We start from the raw sequence: 14,247 nt of genomic DNA on the forward strand, positions 1-14,247 counted from the left end.
GTCAGCCTGAACGGGACATTACATTCTTGACATCATGTGTCCGCGGACAGGAGCCGGCTTGCCAGCGAAGGCGTCTGCGAGGTCGGTGCAGGGCTTGATGGCCTCTTCGCCGGCAAGCCGGCTCCTACGGGGAACTGCACGGTGTATCTGACTGCTGTAGGAGCTGGCTTGCCAGCGAAGGCGTCCGAGAGGTCGGCGCAGGGCTTGATGGCTTCTTCGCCGGCAAGCCGGCTGCTACGGGGAACTGCACGGTGTATCTGACTGCTGTAGGAGCTGGCTTGCCAGCGAAGGCGTCCGAGAGGTCGGCGCAGGGCTTGATGGCTTCTTCGCCGGCAAGCCGGCTGCTACGGGTGTAAGGGGGCTGTTGCGTAGGGACGGGTTTGGGGGCCGTTGCGGCCCCCGAGTCGGATGCTTACTTTTGTACCACGGTGGCGTCCACCGGCGCTTTGGGTTTCATCAGGCTGAAGTCGATCAGCGGCTTGCTCTGGCGTGAGTAGGGGTCGCCAATCAGTAGCGGACGCGGTTTGAAGCTGTCGCTGACCAGACTGCGGCTGTGGTCCAGCTGGTCGAAACTCAAGCCCGCCAGGTCGGCCCAGGTATGAATCAGCTGGGAGCTGCTGTAAGGGCGGCTGAGGTCGGATGCAAAGTTCCAGTCATGGGTTTCTCGCCACTTCGGTGAGGCCCAGGCCATGAACGGGATGGTGTACATCGGCGCCGTGGGCTTGCCTTCGTTGCGCCCCAGGGTGTCGTGGCCGGCGGAGTCGAAGACGTCTTCACCGTGGTCCGACAGATACAGCAGGAAGCCGTTGGGATCGCTCTTGGCGTAGTCCTTGATCAGGCTGGAGACCACGAAGTCGTTGTACAGCACCGCGTTGTCGTAGCTGTTGTAGGTCGGCAGTTGATCGTCACGCACGCCGGCCGGCACTCCCTGGCGATCGGTGAACTTGTCGAAACTCGGCGGGTAGCGGTACTGGTAGCTCATATGGGTGCCCAGCAGGTGCACCACGATGAACTTGCGCGGAGCGCTGTCGGCCAGGGCCTTGGAGAAGGGCTCGAGCACATCGCCGTCGTACTGGCGGGCGTTCTGGTTGCGGTTGTTGTTCAGGTACACCTGCTCGTCCGCCTGCTCGGAGAAGGTGGTGAGCATGGTGTTGCGCTTGGTCATGGTCTGCTGGTTGGTGATCCAGTAGGTCTTGTAGCCGGCCTGCTTCATCACGCTGACCAGGGACGGGGTCTTGAGGTAGAGATCGGGGTTTTCTTCGTCGGCGAAGGTCAGCACCTGTTGCAGCGCCTCGATGGTGTAGGGGCGCGGGGTGATGACGTTGTTGAACACCGCCAACTGGTCCTTGAGCTTGTCCAGTTCCGGGGTGGTCTGGCGTGGGTAGCCGTAGAGGCTCATGCGCTGGCGGTTGGTGGACTCGCCGATCACCAGCACCAGGGTGGCCGGCTGGTTGGCCATGCTGTCCTTGAGGTTGGTCAGCGGCGGGATCTTGCTGACGCTGTCGAGCATGCCCTGCATGCCGTCCAGTTGCTCGCGGTAGCGGCGATAAGCGACCACCATCTGCCACGGCACGGCAGGTTCGATACGGGTTTCGAACTTTTCCAGGCCGTCCGCCAGGGTGTCGGTGCGAGCGAGTTGCTTGACCAGCGGGTAGCCGACAATCGCCACCAGGATCGCCACGGCAGCCACCAGGGCCTGGCCCCGGGGCAGGTAAACCGGGCGCAGGCGGGTCCAGAGGAAGACCGCGAAGGCGGTGTGGGCCAGGAACGCCAGGAGCATCCACCAGGCAAAGTACTGCGTCAGGTATTCACCGGCTTCCGAGGGGTTGGACTCGAACATGATGAAGATGACGCTTTGCGAGAACTCCTGCTGATAGACGAAGAAGTAGCCCAGGCTGGCCATGGAACAGGCCCAGAGCACCACGCCGATCACTGCGGCCATGACTTTGGTGCGTGCCGGGAACAGCAGCATCGGCGCCAGCCAGATGGCGCTCATGAAGAACGCCTGGCGGAAACCGGCGAATCCGGAAGTGTCGGTCAGTTGAATCAGCAGTTGGGTGATGCCGGAGAAATACCAGAAGAACAGGAACAGCCAGAGCAGCCCCATCCAGTCAAAACCTGCCGCAGACGTGCTACTGCGTTTGAACCATGCCATTGAGCGCTCCCCACAATTCCATGATCATTGCGCGCCGGTTCAGCGCCGCGAATGAAGGCCGTCGTCTGTAACAAGACGGCCACAATGGCCGCGAGTATCGATAGGCAAGTGTGAAAAGTTCGTTAGCACAGCGTTGGATTTTTGTTCGGCGTAGCAGGCGCCAGGATCAGGCGTGGCGGGGGATTTGTGGCGGGGAGTGAGTAGAGCTGTGAACGCAGGCGGGGCCTGCGTTCCGGGGCGAGGTTCAGCCTGCGGAGGGAAGGTGCCGCACTGCTGCGGGGGCTTGCCCCTGGTTCTGCAACATCAGGCGCAATTGGGCGAGTTCCCGTTGCAATTGATCGCGCTCGTCTTTGAGTTGGCGTAATTCGTCACGACGAATGGTCACGTAGAGAGTCTGTGCTGGTCGTGCCGGTAGTACTGTGCCCATTGCTTCACCTCGCAACTGGTATGCCTCAACTATGCTTTGCTGGCCGCATCCCTTGCGCAAAGCACCATCGCAGGCAGCGTGAAAACTACTGTGTTCGGCAATACCGCGTTAAAAACAGTCTTGCCTTCACTCGTGACGTTTTCACAGCGCCTGATGGCGGCGATTTTATTTCTTTTTTGGGCAATTGGAACTTTTTTATTTTTCGTGGTCGTTGTGCCTTCCTGGCGTTTTGCGTCGTTATCCCTCCAAGTTTTCAGAAACTTCGTCCCAAGTGTCGGGACTAATCTTCACGCAGTCCGCGCCGGCTGGGGCAGGTGATCGGGCTTGGGTGCGCCGCATTGCGCGCAGGTCGCCGCAAAAACTGGCGTTTTGTCTGAAGATTGCGCTGTCTTGGAGCGTCTCGCCTTGTATAGTTGCGCCCCTCGACGTTTGCACCCAGCCCTTTGGGCTATACATTTTTGATCTGAATTTTTTGCAGTAGGAGCATCAGCACATGCAACTGGGGATTATTGGACTGGGCCGCATGGGCGGCAACATTGCACGGCGCCTGATGCTCAATGGGCACGAGACCGTAGTCTTTGACCGCAACACCGATTTCGTCAGCACCCTGGCCGCCGAAGGCGCCAAGGGCGTCGCCGACCTGCCAGGCCTGGTGGCCGGCCTGGAAAAACCCCGCGCGGTCTGGGTCATGCTGCCCGCCGGCGCACCCACCGAAGAGACCATCGACACCCTGAGCCAGTTGCTGGAGCCGGGTGATGTGATCATCGACGGCGGCAACACCTACTATAAGGACGACATCCGCCGCGCCCGGGATCTGGCGCAAAAAGGCCTGAAGTACATCGACGTCGGCACCTCCGGCGGCGTCTGGGGCCTGGAGCGCGGCTACTGCATGATGATCGGCGGCGATGCTGATGAAGTGCTGCGTCTGGACCCGCTGTTCTCGGCCCTGGCCCCCGGCCTGGGTTCGATTCCACGGACCAAGGATCGCGTTTCCGATGACGACCGTGCCGAGCGTGGCTATATCCATGCCGGTCCTGCCGGTGCCGGGCATTTCGTCAAGATGATCCACAACGGCATCGAGTACGGGATGATGCAGGCCTTCGCCGAGGGCTTTGACATCCTCAAGACCAAGTCTTCGGACATCCTCCCGCAAGACCAGCGCTTTGACCTCAATGTGGCGGACATCGCCGAAGTCTGGCGTCGCGGTAGCGTGGTGTCCTCCTGGCTGCTGGACCTGACCGCCGATGCCCTGGCCGGCGATCCGAAGCTCGACGGTTTTTCCGGTGCCGTGGCCGACAGTGGCGAAGGGCGCTGGACCATCGAAGCGGCCATGGAGCAGGCAGTACCGGTTCCGGTCCTGTCCAACTCGTTGTTCTCCCGCTACCGTTCTCGCGGCCAGGGCACCTATGGCGACAAGCTGCTGTCAGCCATGCGCTTCGGCTTTGGCGGCCATGTGGAGACCGGTAAGAAATGACCTCTACGCGAAAGAAGTCCAAGGCGTTGCCCGCGCCGCCGACCACGCTGTTCCTGTTCGGCGCCCGCGGTGATCTGGTCAAGCGCCTGCTGACTCCGGCGCTGTACAACCTGAGCCGCGACGGCTTGCTGGATGAGGGACTGCGGATTGTCGGCGTCGACCACAACGCGGTGAGCGACGCTGAGTTCGCCACCTTGCTAGAAGACTTCCTTCGCGATGAAGTGCTCAACAAACAAGGCCAGGGGGCGTCCGTGGACGCCGCCGTCTGGGCTCGCCTGACCCGTGGTATCAGCTACGTCCAGGGCGACTTCCTCGACGACTCCACCTATGCCGAACTGGCGGCGCGGATTGCCGCCAGCGGCACCGGCAACGCGGTGTTCTACTTGGCCACCGCGCCGCGCTTCTTCAGTGAAGTGGTGCAGCGCCTGGGGGCTTCGGGGTTGCTGGAGGAGGGGCCGGATGCCTTTCGCCGGGTGGTGATCGAGAAGCCCTTCGGCTCCGATCTGCAGACTGCCGAGGCTCTCAACGCTTGCTTGCTCAAGGTCATGAGCGAGAAACAGATCTATCGCATCGACCATTACCTGGGCAAGGAAACGGTCCAGAACATCCTGGTCAGCCGTTTTTCCAACAGCCTGTTCGAGGCGTTCTGGAACAACCATTACATCGACCACGTGCAGATCACCGCGGCGGAAACCGTCGGGGTCGAAACCCGTGGCAGCTTTTATGAACACACCGGCGCCCTGCGGGACATGGTGCCCAATCACCTGTTCCAGCTTCTGGCGATGGTGGCCATGGAGCCTCCAGCGGCCTTTGGCGCCGATGCAGTGCGCGGCGAGAAGGCCAAAGTGGTGGGGGCGATCCGCCCCTGGTCACTGGAGGAGGCTCGGGCCAACTCGGTGCGCGGCCAGTACCGCGCCGCCACCGTTGCGGGCAAGGCCCTGGCGGGCTACCGCGAAGAAGCCAATGTCGCGCCGCACAGCAATACCGAAACCTATGTCGCGCTGAAGGTGATGATCGACAACTGGCGCTGGGTCGGGGTGCCGTTCTACCTGCGCACCGGCAAGCGCATGAGCGTGCGTGACACCGAAATCGTCATCTGCTTCAAGCCGGCACCCTACGCGCAGTTTCGCGATACCGAAGTTGATCGACTGTCGCCGACCTACCTGCGGATCCAGATCCAGCCCAACGAAGGCATGTGGTTCGACCTGCTGGCGAAGAAGCCCGGGCCAAGCCTGGACATGGCCAATATCGAACTGGGCTTCGCCTACCGGGACTTCTTTGAAATGCAGCCGTCCACCGGCTACGAGACGCTGATCTACGACTGCCTGATCGGTGACCAGACGCTGTTTCAGCGGGCGGACAATATCGAGAACGGTTGGCGCGCCGTGCAGCCTTTCCTCGATGCCTGGAAGCAGGACGCGACGGTGCAGACCTACCCTGCGGGTGAGGATGGCCCGGATGCCGGTGATGAGCTGCTGGCCCGGGACGGTCGCGTGTGGCGGGCTCTCGGATGAAGGGGGGCAAGGTGCGGCCCATCGAGTTCCTGCTCAGCGATATGGACGGCACCCTGTTGCGCCCGGATCACCGCTTCAGCCCTCGAACCCTGGACGCAGTCCGCGCCCTGCGTGAAGCCGGCGTAGCCTTCAGCCTGGCCACCGGGCGTCCGCCGCGGGCCATGCAGCAACAGATCGAGGCCCTGGGTGTGGATCTGCCGACTGCCGGGTTCAATGGTGGCAGTATCGTCAATCCCGATGGCAGCTTCCTGGTTCGCCATCATGTACCGGTGGAGGCGGCGGTCACCGCCTTGCTGCTGTTCCAGCCGTATCCGCAGATCGAAACCTGGGTCTTTGCCGACAACGAGTGGCTGGTGCGCGACCTCGACGGTCCCTTGATGCCCCTTGAGCGCCAGGCGCTGGGCTATGGGCCGAAGGTGGTGGACAGTTTCGCGGATTACCTGCCGCGGATCGACAAGATCGTTGCCGCCAGTAATGACCACCGGCTGCTGCTGGAGCTGGAAGCGCGGTTGCAGGGAAAAACGGCCGGGCTGGCCCAGGCCTCCCGTTCGCAACCACGGTTCCTTGATGTCACTGCCGTGCAGGCGGACAAGGGACAAGCCCTGGTGACCCTGGCCGAGCACCTCGGCGTGCCCCTGGAGCGTACAGCGGCCCTGGGGGATGGCGGTAATGACCCGGCGATGTTTCAGCGTGCCGGGTTGTCGATTGCCATGGGCCAGGCCGAAGAGCAGGTCAAGGACCAGGCCGACGTGATCACCGGCAGCAACCAGGATGATGGTGCTGCCGAAGCGATCGAGCGCTACATCCTCCTGCGTTAAAGCCAGTAACTCACCGCATACCAGCCCAGCAGGCCCATCACCACGGTGTAGGGCAGGGCCATCCACACCATCCGTCCATAGGACAGGCGCACCAGTGGCGCAATTGCCGAAGTCAGCAGAAACAGGAAGGCGGCCTGACCATTGGGGGTGGCGACGCTGGGCAGATTGGTGCCGGTGTTGATGGCGATGGCCAGGGTCTCGAAGTGTTCGCGACTCATCTGCCCGGAGACAAAGGCCTGTTTCACTTCGGTGATGTAGATGGTGGCGACGAACACATTGTCGCTGATGGCCGACAGCAGGCCATTGGCAATGAACAGCATGCCTGGCTGCTGGTCCGCCGGCAGCGCCAGCACCCACTGGATCAGTGGCACGAACAGCTGTTGCTGGTGAATCACCGCCACCACGGCAAAGAACACCACCAGCAGGGCGGTGAAGGGCATGGCGTCCTTGAAGGCGTTGCCCAGCCGGTGTTCGTCGGTAATTCCGGTGAAGGCGGTGATCAGCACAATCACCAACAGACCGATCAGCCCGACTTCCGCCACGTGCAGGGCCAGGCCGACAATCAGGATCAGCGCCGCCAGCCCCTGGACCAGCAAGGCTGCCCGTTGCCGTGCGGTGCGCTGGGCGTCGTCTTCGGCGGCGTAGTTGGCCAGTACCTGGCGCACGTTGTCCGGCAGCAAGGTGCCGTAGCCGAACCAGCGCAGTTTTTCCAGGAGCACACAGGTCACCAGCCCGGCGGCCAGCACCGGCAGGGAAACTGGCGCCACCTTGTGGAAGAATTCGGCAAAGTGCCAGCCCATTTCATGGCCGATCAACAGGTTCTGTGGTTCGCCCACCAGGGTGCATACGCCCCCCAGAGCCGTGCCCACGGCACCGTGCATCAGCAGGCTGCGCAGAAAAGCGCGGAATTGCTCCAGGTCGTCGTGGTGCAGGGAAGGCAGATGCTGATCATCGCCATAGCCGCTGTCCTGGCGTGGGTCATTGCCGGAGGCCACCCGGTGGTACACCGAGTAGAAGCCCACGGCGGCACTGATGATCACTGCGGTAACGGTCAGGGCGTCGAGAAAGGCCGAGAGAAAGGCTGACAGAAAGCAGAACAGCAGCCCCAGCAGCGCCTTGGACCGTACCCCCAGCAGCAGGCGCGAGAACAGGAACAGCAGCAGTTCCTTCATGAAATAGATGCCCGCCACCATGAACATCAGCAGCAGGATCACCGGGAAGTTGTGCACCAGCTCGTCGTACAGCGCCTGGGGCGTGGCCATGCCCAGCAACAGCGCTTGCACCAACAGCAGACCGCCGGGCATCAAGGGGTAGCACTTCAGGGCCATGGCCAGGGTGAAGATGAATTCGATCACCAGGCACCAGCCGGCCGCTGCCGGGCTGACACAGAAGAACAGCAGGGGGTTGAGCAGCAGAAAGGCGATGATGCTTGCCTTGTACCAGCGGGGTGAGTGGCCGAGAAAATTGTGCGCGAACGCCTGGGCCATTGAGCCGGACATGGGCTGCTCCTAGTAGTGAGAAGCGCGCAACTTGCCGCAAGCCGGATCGAGAATCAAGAATCCATGAAATCTTTTGCCACAATCTCCCCTCACCTGTAGGAGCCAGCTTGCTGGCGAAGGCCTTCCCAAGGTCGACATCGTCGTGAGCGCCATTCGCCGGCAAGCCGGCTCCTACGGTGGGTGGTGTTGCGGCCGGCTCCTACGGTGGTCGGTGCTGCGGCCAGCTCTTGTAGGAGCCAGCTTGCTGGCGAAGGCAACCTCAAGGTCGACCTCGTCGTGAGGGCCTGTTCGCCGGCAAACCGGCTCCTGCGGTCAGGTGGTGCGTTTGGCGACCAGGGTCAGGATGTCGTAGCTGGCCACCAGTTCACCCAGTTGATTGGTCACTTCCACGTCCCAGGCCACCACCCCTTGCGGGGTGCCCTGGGGGCTCTGTTTGCCCTGGTCGATCTTGCGCTTGCAGGTCAGGCGCGCCTGGAGGGTGTCGCCAATGCCCACCGGGCTGATGAAGCGCAAGGTATCCAGGCCATAGTTGGCCAGCACCGGGCCCGGTGCCGGGGACACGAACAGCCCGGCCGCCGCAGAGAGCACGAAGTAGCCGTGGGCAATACGCTTGCCGAATTGCGACTCCTTGGCGGCGATCTCGTCGAAGTGCATATAGAAGTGGTCCCCTGACAGGCACCCGAAGTTCACCAGATCGGCCTCGGTGACAGTGCGCCGGTGGGTCAGCAGGGATTCGCCGATCTGCAGGTCCTGGAAGTGCCGGCGAAACGGGTGGACCTGCGTCTCGATAACCTTGGCGCCACGCACGTGTTCGCCGGTTACCGCGGCCAACATGCTCGGGGAGCCCTGGACGGCTGCACGCTGCAGGTAGTGCTTGACCGCCCGCAGGCCGCCCAGCTCTTCGCCGCCGCCGGCGCGGCCCGGGCCACCATGCTTGAGTTGCGGCAGCGGCGAACCGTGGCCAGTGGATTCGCCGGCGCATTCGCGGTCCAGCACCAGCAGCCGGCCATGCCAGGCTGCGGCCCGGGGAATGACCTGGGCAGCGATGCCCGGGTCCTTGGTCACCAGGCTGGCCACCAGGCTGCCCTTGCCGCGAGCGGCCAGGTCCAGGGCCTGGTCCAGATCGTCGTAGGCCATCAAGGTGCTGACCGGGCCAAAGGCCTCGATATCGTGGGCACCACCCTGTGCCAGGGGATCACGGGACAGCAGCAGGGTCGGGGCAAAGAACGCGCCCTGGCTGACATTTCCCCCCCGGGGTTCGAAGCCGTCCCGGGCGCCGAACAGCAGATCGCTGCTGTGCAGCAGGCTTTCCAGGCGCGCGGTCACGTCCCGCTGTTGCTCATGGGAGGCCAGGGGGCCCATGCGCACGCCTTCCACCGACGGATCGCCCACCACCACCCTGGACAAGCGCTCGCGCAATCCCGTGGCCACGGCATCCAGGTGTTGTGTCGGGACCATGGCGCGGCGGATGGCGGTGCATTTCTGACCGGCCTTGACCGTCATCTCTCGCACCACTTCCTTGATGAACAGCTCGAACTCCGGGTCGTCCGGGGTCACGTCCGGCGCCAGGATCGCGCAGTTCAGGGAGTCGGCTTCGGCATTGAAGGGCACCGAGTGGCGGATCAGGTTGGGGTTGGATCGCAGTTTGCCGGCGGTGACGGCGGAACCGGTGAACGTCACCAGGTCCTGGCCTTGCAGGCGATCCAGCAGGTCGCCGGTGCCGCCGATCACCAGTTGCAGGCTGCCTTCTGGCAGCAAGCCGGATTCATGCATCAGGCGCACGGTGGCTTCGGTCAGGTAGCTGGTGGCGCTGGCGGGTTTGACGATGCACGGCATGCCGGCGAGGAAGCACGGGGCGAACTTCTCCAGCATGCCCCAGATGGGAAAGTTGAACGCGTTGATGTGCACCGCCACGCCGCCACGGGGCACCAGGATGTGGGTGCCGGCAAAGCTGCCGAGCTTGCTCAAGGATTGCGCCGGGCCTTCATGCAGCAGGTTGCCCGACGGCAGCTCCCGAGAGCCGAGTCCGGCGTAGCTGAACAGGGTGCTGTTGCCGCCTTCAATATCGATCCAGCTGTCGGCCCGGGTCGCGCCGCTGTGGTGGGACAGGGCGTACAGCTGTTCCTTGCGTTCGCTGAGGTACAGCGCCAGGGCCTTGAGACGCTGGGCCCGCTGCTGGAAATCCAGGGCCAGCAAGGCGCGGCCACCCTGTTGGCGCCCGTGCTCCAGGGCCTCGGCGAAGTCCAGGGGCTCTTCGTGGGTGCGGGCCACTTCATGGCCATCGATGGCGCTGCGCAGTGCCTGGGCCGGGTGTTGGCCAACCCAGCGGCCGGCGATAAAACTTTGCAGGGTAGGAGGCTGTGACATGGAAGAACGCTCCGAACGGTGAATTAAGGCCGGCGCGGAGTGCTCCGTGCCGGTGAGTGGACCCAGTGACTGCTGGCACCGGAGGCACCAGTGCCAATCCGGGATCTTCGTGAGGGCAGGGTTCAGAGCTGGTCGAAGTCCAGCACCACCTTGGCGCTGACCGGGAACGACTGGCAGGAAAGCACGTACCCGGCCGCCACTTCGTAGTCTTCCAGCGCGTGGTTGCTGTCCATTTCCACTTCACCTTCGATGACCTTGCATTTACAGGTGGAGCAGACTCCGGCCTTGCACGAATAGGGCAGTTCGGCGCCTTGGGCATTGCCGGCGTCCAGCAGGCTCAGGCTGTTGCGCGGCAGGTCGAAGGCCAGGGCCCGGCCATCGCTGATCACGGTGATCCGGCTGACCTGGGCGTCCAGCACTCGGGCGGCTTCACGGGCCTGGCGTTTGTGTCCGTCGCCGGTTGCATGAAACAGCTCGAAGTGGATTCGCTCGGCGTCCATGCCCGCGGCCTTGAGACTGTCGCGCACGCTCTCGGTCATGGCCTGGGGGCCACAGATAAAGGCCGCGTCCAATTGCCGGACATCGAGCCAGCGGGCAAACAACTGCTGGCATTTGTCCTGGTTGATATGGCCGTTGTAGAGGTCGATGTCCTGCTGCTCGCGGCTGAAGACGAACACCAGGTTGAGGCGCTGCAGGTAGCGGTTCTTCAGGTCCTCCAATTGTTCGCGAAACAGCGCCGAGGCGCTGGAACGGTTGCCGTAGAGCAAGGTGATGCGGCTGTGGGGCTCGGTTTCCAGGGTGCTCTTGATGATCGACAGGATTGGCGTGATGCCGCTGCCTGCGGCCACCGCCAGGTAATGGCCGCGACGCTGGGGGTCGAGCTCTACATGGAAACGCCCGGCGGGGGGCATCACTTCAAGAGACTGTCCGGCTTGCAGCCGCTCATTGGCGAAGGCGGAGAAACGCCCACCATTGACGCGCTTCACCGCGATGCGCAGTTCACCGTCATTGACCCCGGTGCAAATGGAGTAGGAACGGCGCACTTCCTCGCCATCCAGCTCGGTACGCAATACCAGATGCTGGCCCTGGGTGAAGTGGAACTGCTGCTGCAGGTGCTGGGGAATCTCGAAGGCAATGGACACCGCGTCGCGGGTTTCGCTGCGTACGTCCTTGATGGTGAGGCGGTGGAACTGGCTCATGGCGGTTCTCCTCTGAGGCGGCTGGCGGCTCAGATGCACTTGAAGTAGTCGAAGGGTTCCAGGCAGTCACGGCAGCGATACAGGGCCTTGCACGCGGTGGAACCAAACTCGCTGAGGCGTTCGCTGTGGGCGCTGCCGCACTGCGGGCAGTGCACCGCAGGCGCCTCCCCCAGCAGGCTGCGCTTGCTGCTGCCCGAAGGTGGCGCGATGCCGTAGGCCTGCAGGCGCTGGCGGCCACGCTCGGTGATCCAGTCGGTGGTCCAGGCCGGGGTCAGCTGGCGCAATAGTCTGGGTGCCGCGAAGCCTGCCTGTTCCAGGGCCTGGCGAATGTCGCTCTCGATCACTTCGGTGGCTGGGCAGCCGGAATAGGTCGGAGTGACCGACACCCGCAGGTGGCCCTGTTGCCAGCCGAGGTCGCGAACGATGCCCAGGTCCAGCACGCTGACCACCGGCACCTCGGGGTCCATCACCCGATCCAGGGTGGCCCAGGCCAGGTCCAGGTCCCCAGGCCGCATCGGCCGCGCGCCCTGGTCGCTGCCGATCAACTCACCAGACCGCATCGGGGTAGGCCCTCGGCAGGAATTGCATCTGGGCCAGCAGCGGGCCCAGGTGTTCGCTGTGCAGGCCCCGGCGCGCGTCCAGGTAGAAAGGGCTCGGGGCCTCGGGCACGGGCAGGGTCGCCCGGCAGAACACGGCTTCTACGGTGGCGCGCCAGGCTTCGGCAACCCGGGCCGGGTCCGCCCACAGACCCGCCTGATGCAGCTGGATCTCACCGGCGTGGTGCTCAATCAGCTCGCCAGTGAAGCGCCACAGCCGCGGGGTCGCCTGCAGCATGCGCTGGTGGCTTTCCTCGGTGCCGTCCCCCAGGCGCTCGACCCATTCGCTGGAGCGGCGCAGGTGGTAGGTGACTTCCTTGAGCGCCTTGGCGGCGATTCCGGCTAGGCGCGGGTCGCTGGACTGGCTCAGGCCCTGGAGGGTTTCCAGGTGCCAGGCGTCATAGAAGAACTGCTTGAGCATGGTAAGCGCAAAATCACCGTTGGGCTGCTCCACCAGCAGCAGGTTGCGGTAGGCCCGCTCGTCCCGGCGGAATGCCAGATGGTCGGCGTCGCGCCCATCGGCCAGCAGCTCGGCGGCATAGTCCAGCCAGTTGCGGGCCTGGCCCACCAGGTCGAGGCCGACATTCATCAGCGCCAGTTCTTCTTCCAGGGCCGGCGCCCGGCCGCACCATTCGCACAGGCGCTGGCCCTGGATCAGGGCGCTGTCGCCCAGGCGCAGCAGGTGGTCGATCAGATCGTTTGTAGGGTTCATGGCCGGCCTCACATGTGTCCGACTTCGGGGGGCAGCTGATAAAAGCTGGCGTGGCGGTAGACCTTGTCGTCCGCAGGGTCGAACAGCGGGTCCTTGTCATCGGGGGAGGAGGCGACTATCTGCGCCGAGGGCACCACCCACAGGCTTACGCCTTCGCTGCGCCGGGTGTACAGGTCCCGGGCGTTGTTCATGGCCATGGCGTCGTCGGCGGCATGCACGCTGCCGACATGCTTGTGATTGAGGCCGTGCTTGCTGCGCACGAAGACTTCGTAGAGGGTCCATTCAGACATTGCATTGACTCCGGATCAGGCTGGGCGCGCGCTCAGGCGGCGTTCTTGTTGGCTTTCTTCTGTGCATGGGCCACGGCGGCGGCCCGTACCCAGGCGCCGTCGTCGATGGCGTTGCGGCGAGTCTCCAGGCGTTCCTGATTGCACGGGCCATTGCCCTTGAGCACCTCGTAGAACTCTTGCCACTGAATTTCGCCGAAGTCGTAATGGCCGCGCTCGGCGTTCCATTTCAGCTCCGGGTCGGGGCAGGTGCAGCCCAGCAGCTCCAGCTGCGGGATGGTCTGGTCGATGAAGCGCTGGCGCAGTTCGTCATTGCTCTGGCGCTTGATTTTCCAGGCCATGGACTGGGCACTGTTGGGGGAGTGTTCGTCGCTGGGGCCGAACATCATCAGGGCCGGCCACCAGAGGCGGTTGATGGCGTCCTGGACCATCTCCCGTTGTGCCTGGTTGCCCTCGCGCATCATGGTCAGGAGGATTTCGTAGCCCTGGCGCTGGTGGAAGCTCTCTTCCTTGCAGATGCGCACCATGGCCCGGGAGTAGGGGCCGTAGGAGGTGCGCTGCAGCACCACCTGATTGACGATGGCGGCGCCGTCCACCAGCCAGCCCACGGCGCCCATGTCGGCCCAGTTCAGGGTTGGGTAGTTGAAGATGCTGGAATACTTGGCCCGGCCGCTGTGGAGTTTGGCGACTTCTTCGTCGCGATCGGCGCCGAGGGTTTCCATGGCGCTGTACAGGTACAGGCCGTGGCCGGCTTCGTCCTGGATCTTGGCCATCAGTTGCAGCTTGCGCTTGAGGGTCGGCGCGCGGGTGACCCAGTTGCCTTCGGGCAGCATGCCGACGATTTCCGAGTGGGCATGCTGGGAAATCTGCCGGATCAGGGTCTGGCGGTAGGCATCGGGCATCCAGTTCTTGGCCTCGATCTTGATTTCCCCGTCGATCTTTTCCTGGAAGGTGCGCTCCTGCTCGGACATTTCTGCCAGCGGCTTGATGCGCTTGACCCCCGTCTCTACCAGCTGTGCGTACATGCAGTGTCTCCCGGGTTGCAGGTGTGGGTGAGGCTGTGAATGTTTATATGCGATACATAAATAAATATCAAACACAAAATAACGTGTCATGTTTTGTTTCTGTATCGTTTTGCCTCCATACCCGAATGACAGACGAAAAAAAGCCCCGTCATCACGGGGCTCCAATGCTTGCGC

At 63.4% G+C, this 14,247-nt stretch carries 12 protein-coding genes; 3 read left to right on the forward strand and 9 right to left on the reverse strand.

The features are described 5' to 3' along the window. Nucleotides 1–412: 412 nt before the first annotated feature. Both FW796_RS29170 and FW796_RS29175 read right to left on the reverse strand, forming a co-directional pair. Nucleotides 413–2,155: a phosphoethanolamine transferase CptA gene (locus FW796_RS29170; protein ID WP_346634354.1), complete on the reverse strand. Its 1,743-nt coding sequence runs from the start codon at nucleotides 2,153–2,155 to the stop codon at nucleotides 413–415. 244 nt (nucleotides 2,156–2,399) lie between these two features. Beyond that, on the reverse strand, nucleotides 2,400–2,582 hold the full coding sequence (locus FW796_RS29175) for a DUF6026 family protein (RefSeq protein ID WP_404936913.1): 183 nt from the start codon (nucleotides 2,580–2,582) through the stop codon (nucleotides 2,400–2,402). Nucleotides 2,583–3,075: 493 nt separating this feature from the next. Here FW796_RS29175 and gnd point away from each other — a divergent pair, with 493 nt between their 5' ends. From gnd to FW796_RS29190, 3 genes are read left to right on the forward strand one after another with little or no spacing between them, the layout of a single operon-like run. Further along, the gene (gene gnd / locus FW796_RS29180) at nucleotides 3,076–4,056 is read left to right on the forward strand and encodes a phosphogluconate dehydrogenase (NAD(+)-dependent, decarboxylating) (RefSeq protein WP_346634356.1); all 981 of its coding nucleotides are present in this window, start codon (nucleotides 3,076–3,078) and stop codon (nucleotides 4,054–4,056) included. Further along, entirely contained in the window at nucleotides 4,053–5,570 is a 1,518-nt protein-coding gene (gene zwf, locus FW796_RS29185; RefSeq protein ID WP_346634357.1) for a glucose-6-phosphate dehydrogenase, read from the forward strand. Before gnd ends, zwf begins: the two co-directional genes overlap by 4 nt. Further along, nucleotides 5,567–6,388, forward strand: coding sequence for a Cof-type HAD-IIB family hydrolase (locus FW796_RS29190; protein ID WP_346634358.1), 822 nt, complete (start codon nucleotides 5,567–5,569; stop codon nucleotides 6,386–6,388). The genes zwf and FW796_RS29190 overlap by 4 nt, the downstream gene beginning before the upstream one ends. Here the strand turns inward: FW796_RS29190 and nhaB are convergent. From nhaB to paaA, 7 genes are all read right to left on the reverse strand, one after another. Continuing rightward, the gene (nhaB, locus tag FW796_RS29195) at nucleotides 6,385–7,887 is read right to left on the reverse strand and encodes a sodium/proton antiporter NhaB (protein ID WP_404936912.1); all 1,503 of its coding nucleotides are present in this window, start codon (nucleotides 7,885–7,887) and stop codon (nucleotides 6,385–6,387) included. The two genes, FW796_RS29190 and nhaB, sit on opposite strands and share 4 nt — an antisense overlap. A 312-nt stretch (nucleotides 7,888–8,199) precedes the next feature. Then, nucleotides 8,200–10,254 carry a phenylacetic acid degradation bifunctional protein PaaZ gene (gene paaZ, locus FW796_RS29200; RefSeq protein WP_446440511.1) on the reverse strand — a complete coding sequence of 685 codons (2,055 nt, stop codon included), beginning with the start codon at nucleotides 10,252–10,254 and terminating at the stop codon, nucleotides 8,200–8,202. A 122-nt stretch (nucleotides 10,255–10,376) separates the two neighbouring features. Beyond that, on the reverse strand, nucleotides 10,377–11,453 hold the full coding sequence (gene paaE / locus FW796_RS29205) for a 1,2-phenylacetyl-CoA epoxidase subunit PaaE (RefSeq protein ID WP_446440512.1): 1,077 nt from the start codon (nucleotides 11,451–11,453) through the stop codon (nucleotides 10,377–10,379). Nucleotides 11,454–11,482: 29 nt separating this feature from the next. Further along, on the reverse strand, nucleotides 11,483–12,013 hold the full coding sequence (paaD, locus tag FW796_RS29210; protein WP_346634362.1) for a 1,2-phenylacetyl-CoA epoxidase subunit PaaD: 531 nt from the start codon (nucleotides 12,011–12,013) through the stop codon (nucleotides 11,483–11,485). After that, nucleotides 12,000–12,761, reverse strand: coding sequence for a 1,2-phenylacetyl-CoA epoxidase subunit PaaC (paaC, locus tag FW796_RS29215; RefSeq protein ID WP_346634363.1), 762 nt, complete (start codon nucleotides 12,759–12,761; stop codon nucleotides 12,000–12,002). Before paaC ends, paaD begins: the two co-directional genes overlap by 14 nt. An 8-nt stretch (nucleotides 12,762–12,769) precedes the next feature. After that, nucleotides 12,770–13,051 carry a 1,2-phenylacetyl-CoA epoxidase subunit PaaB gene (paaB, locus tag FW796_RS29220; RefSeq protein WP_110597045.1) on the reverse strand — a complete coding sequence of 94 codons (282 nt, stop codon included), beginning with the start codon at nucleotides 13,049–13,051 and terminating at the stop codon, nucleotides 12,770–12,772. Between the two features lie 32 nt (nucleotides 13,052–13,083). Further along, nucleotides 13,084–14,073 carry a 1,2-phenylacetyl-CoA epoxidase subunit PaaA gene (gene paaA, locus FW796_RS29225; protein ID WP_123725264.1) on the reverse strand — a complete coding sequence of 330 codons (990 nt, stop codon included), beginning with the start codon at nucleotides 14,071–14,073 and terminating at the stop codon, nucleotides 13,084–13,086. Nucleotides 14,074–14,247: the final 174 nt, after the last annotated feature.

The organism is Pseudomonas sp. 910_21 (assembly GCF_052850735.1).

Excerpts from the sequence above, each read along its gene's own strand:
- FW796_RS29170 (WP_346634354.1), bottom strand. The coding sequence starts at position 2,155 with ATGGCATGGTTCAAACGCAGTAGCACGTCTGCGGCAGGTTTTGACTGG.
- FW796_RS29175 (WP_404936913.1), bottom strand. The coding sequence starts at position 2,582 with ATGGGCACAGTACTACCGGCACGACCAGCACAGACTCTCTACGTGACC.
- gnd (WP_346634356.1), top strand. The coding sequence starts at position 3,076 with ATGCAACTGGGGATTATTGGACTGGGCCGCATGGGCGGCAACATTGCA.
- zwf (WP_346634357.1), top strand. The coding sequence starts at position 4,053 with ATGACCTCTACGCGAAAGAAGTCCAAGGCGTTGCCCGCGCCGCCGACC.
- FW796_RS29190 (WP_346634358.1), top strand. The coding sequence starts at position 5,567 with ATGAAGGGGGGCAAGGTGCGGCCCATCGAGTTCCTGCTCAGCGATATG.
- nhaB (WP_404936912.1), bottom strand. The coding sequence starts at position 7,887 with ATGTCCGGCTCAATGGCCCAGGCGTTCGCGCACAATTTTCTCGGCCAC.
- paaZ (WP_446440511.1), bottom strand. The coding sequence starts at position 10,254 with ATGTCACAGCCTCCTACCCTGCAAAGTTTTATCGCCGGCCGCTGGGTT.
- paaE (WP_446440512.1), bottom strand. The coding sequence starts at position 11,453 with ATGAGCCAGTTCCACCGCCTCACCATCAAGGACGTACGCAGCGAAACC.
- paaD (WP_346634362.1), bottom strand. The coding sequence starts at position 12,013 with ATGCGGTCTGGTGAGTTGATCGGCAGCGACCAGGGCGCGCGGCCGATG.
- paaC (WP_346634363.1), bottom strand. The coding sequence starts at position 12,761 with ATGAACCCTACAAACGATCTGATCGACCACCTGCTGCGCCTGGGCGAC.
- paaB (WP_110597045.1), bottom strand. The coding sequence starts at position 13,051 with ATGTCTGAATGGACCCTCTACGAAGTCTTCGTGCGCAGCAAGCACGGC.
- paaA (WP_123725264.1), bottom strand. The coding sequence starts at position 14,073 with ATGTACGCACAGCTGGTAGAGACGGGGGTCAAGCGCATCAAGCCGCTG.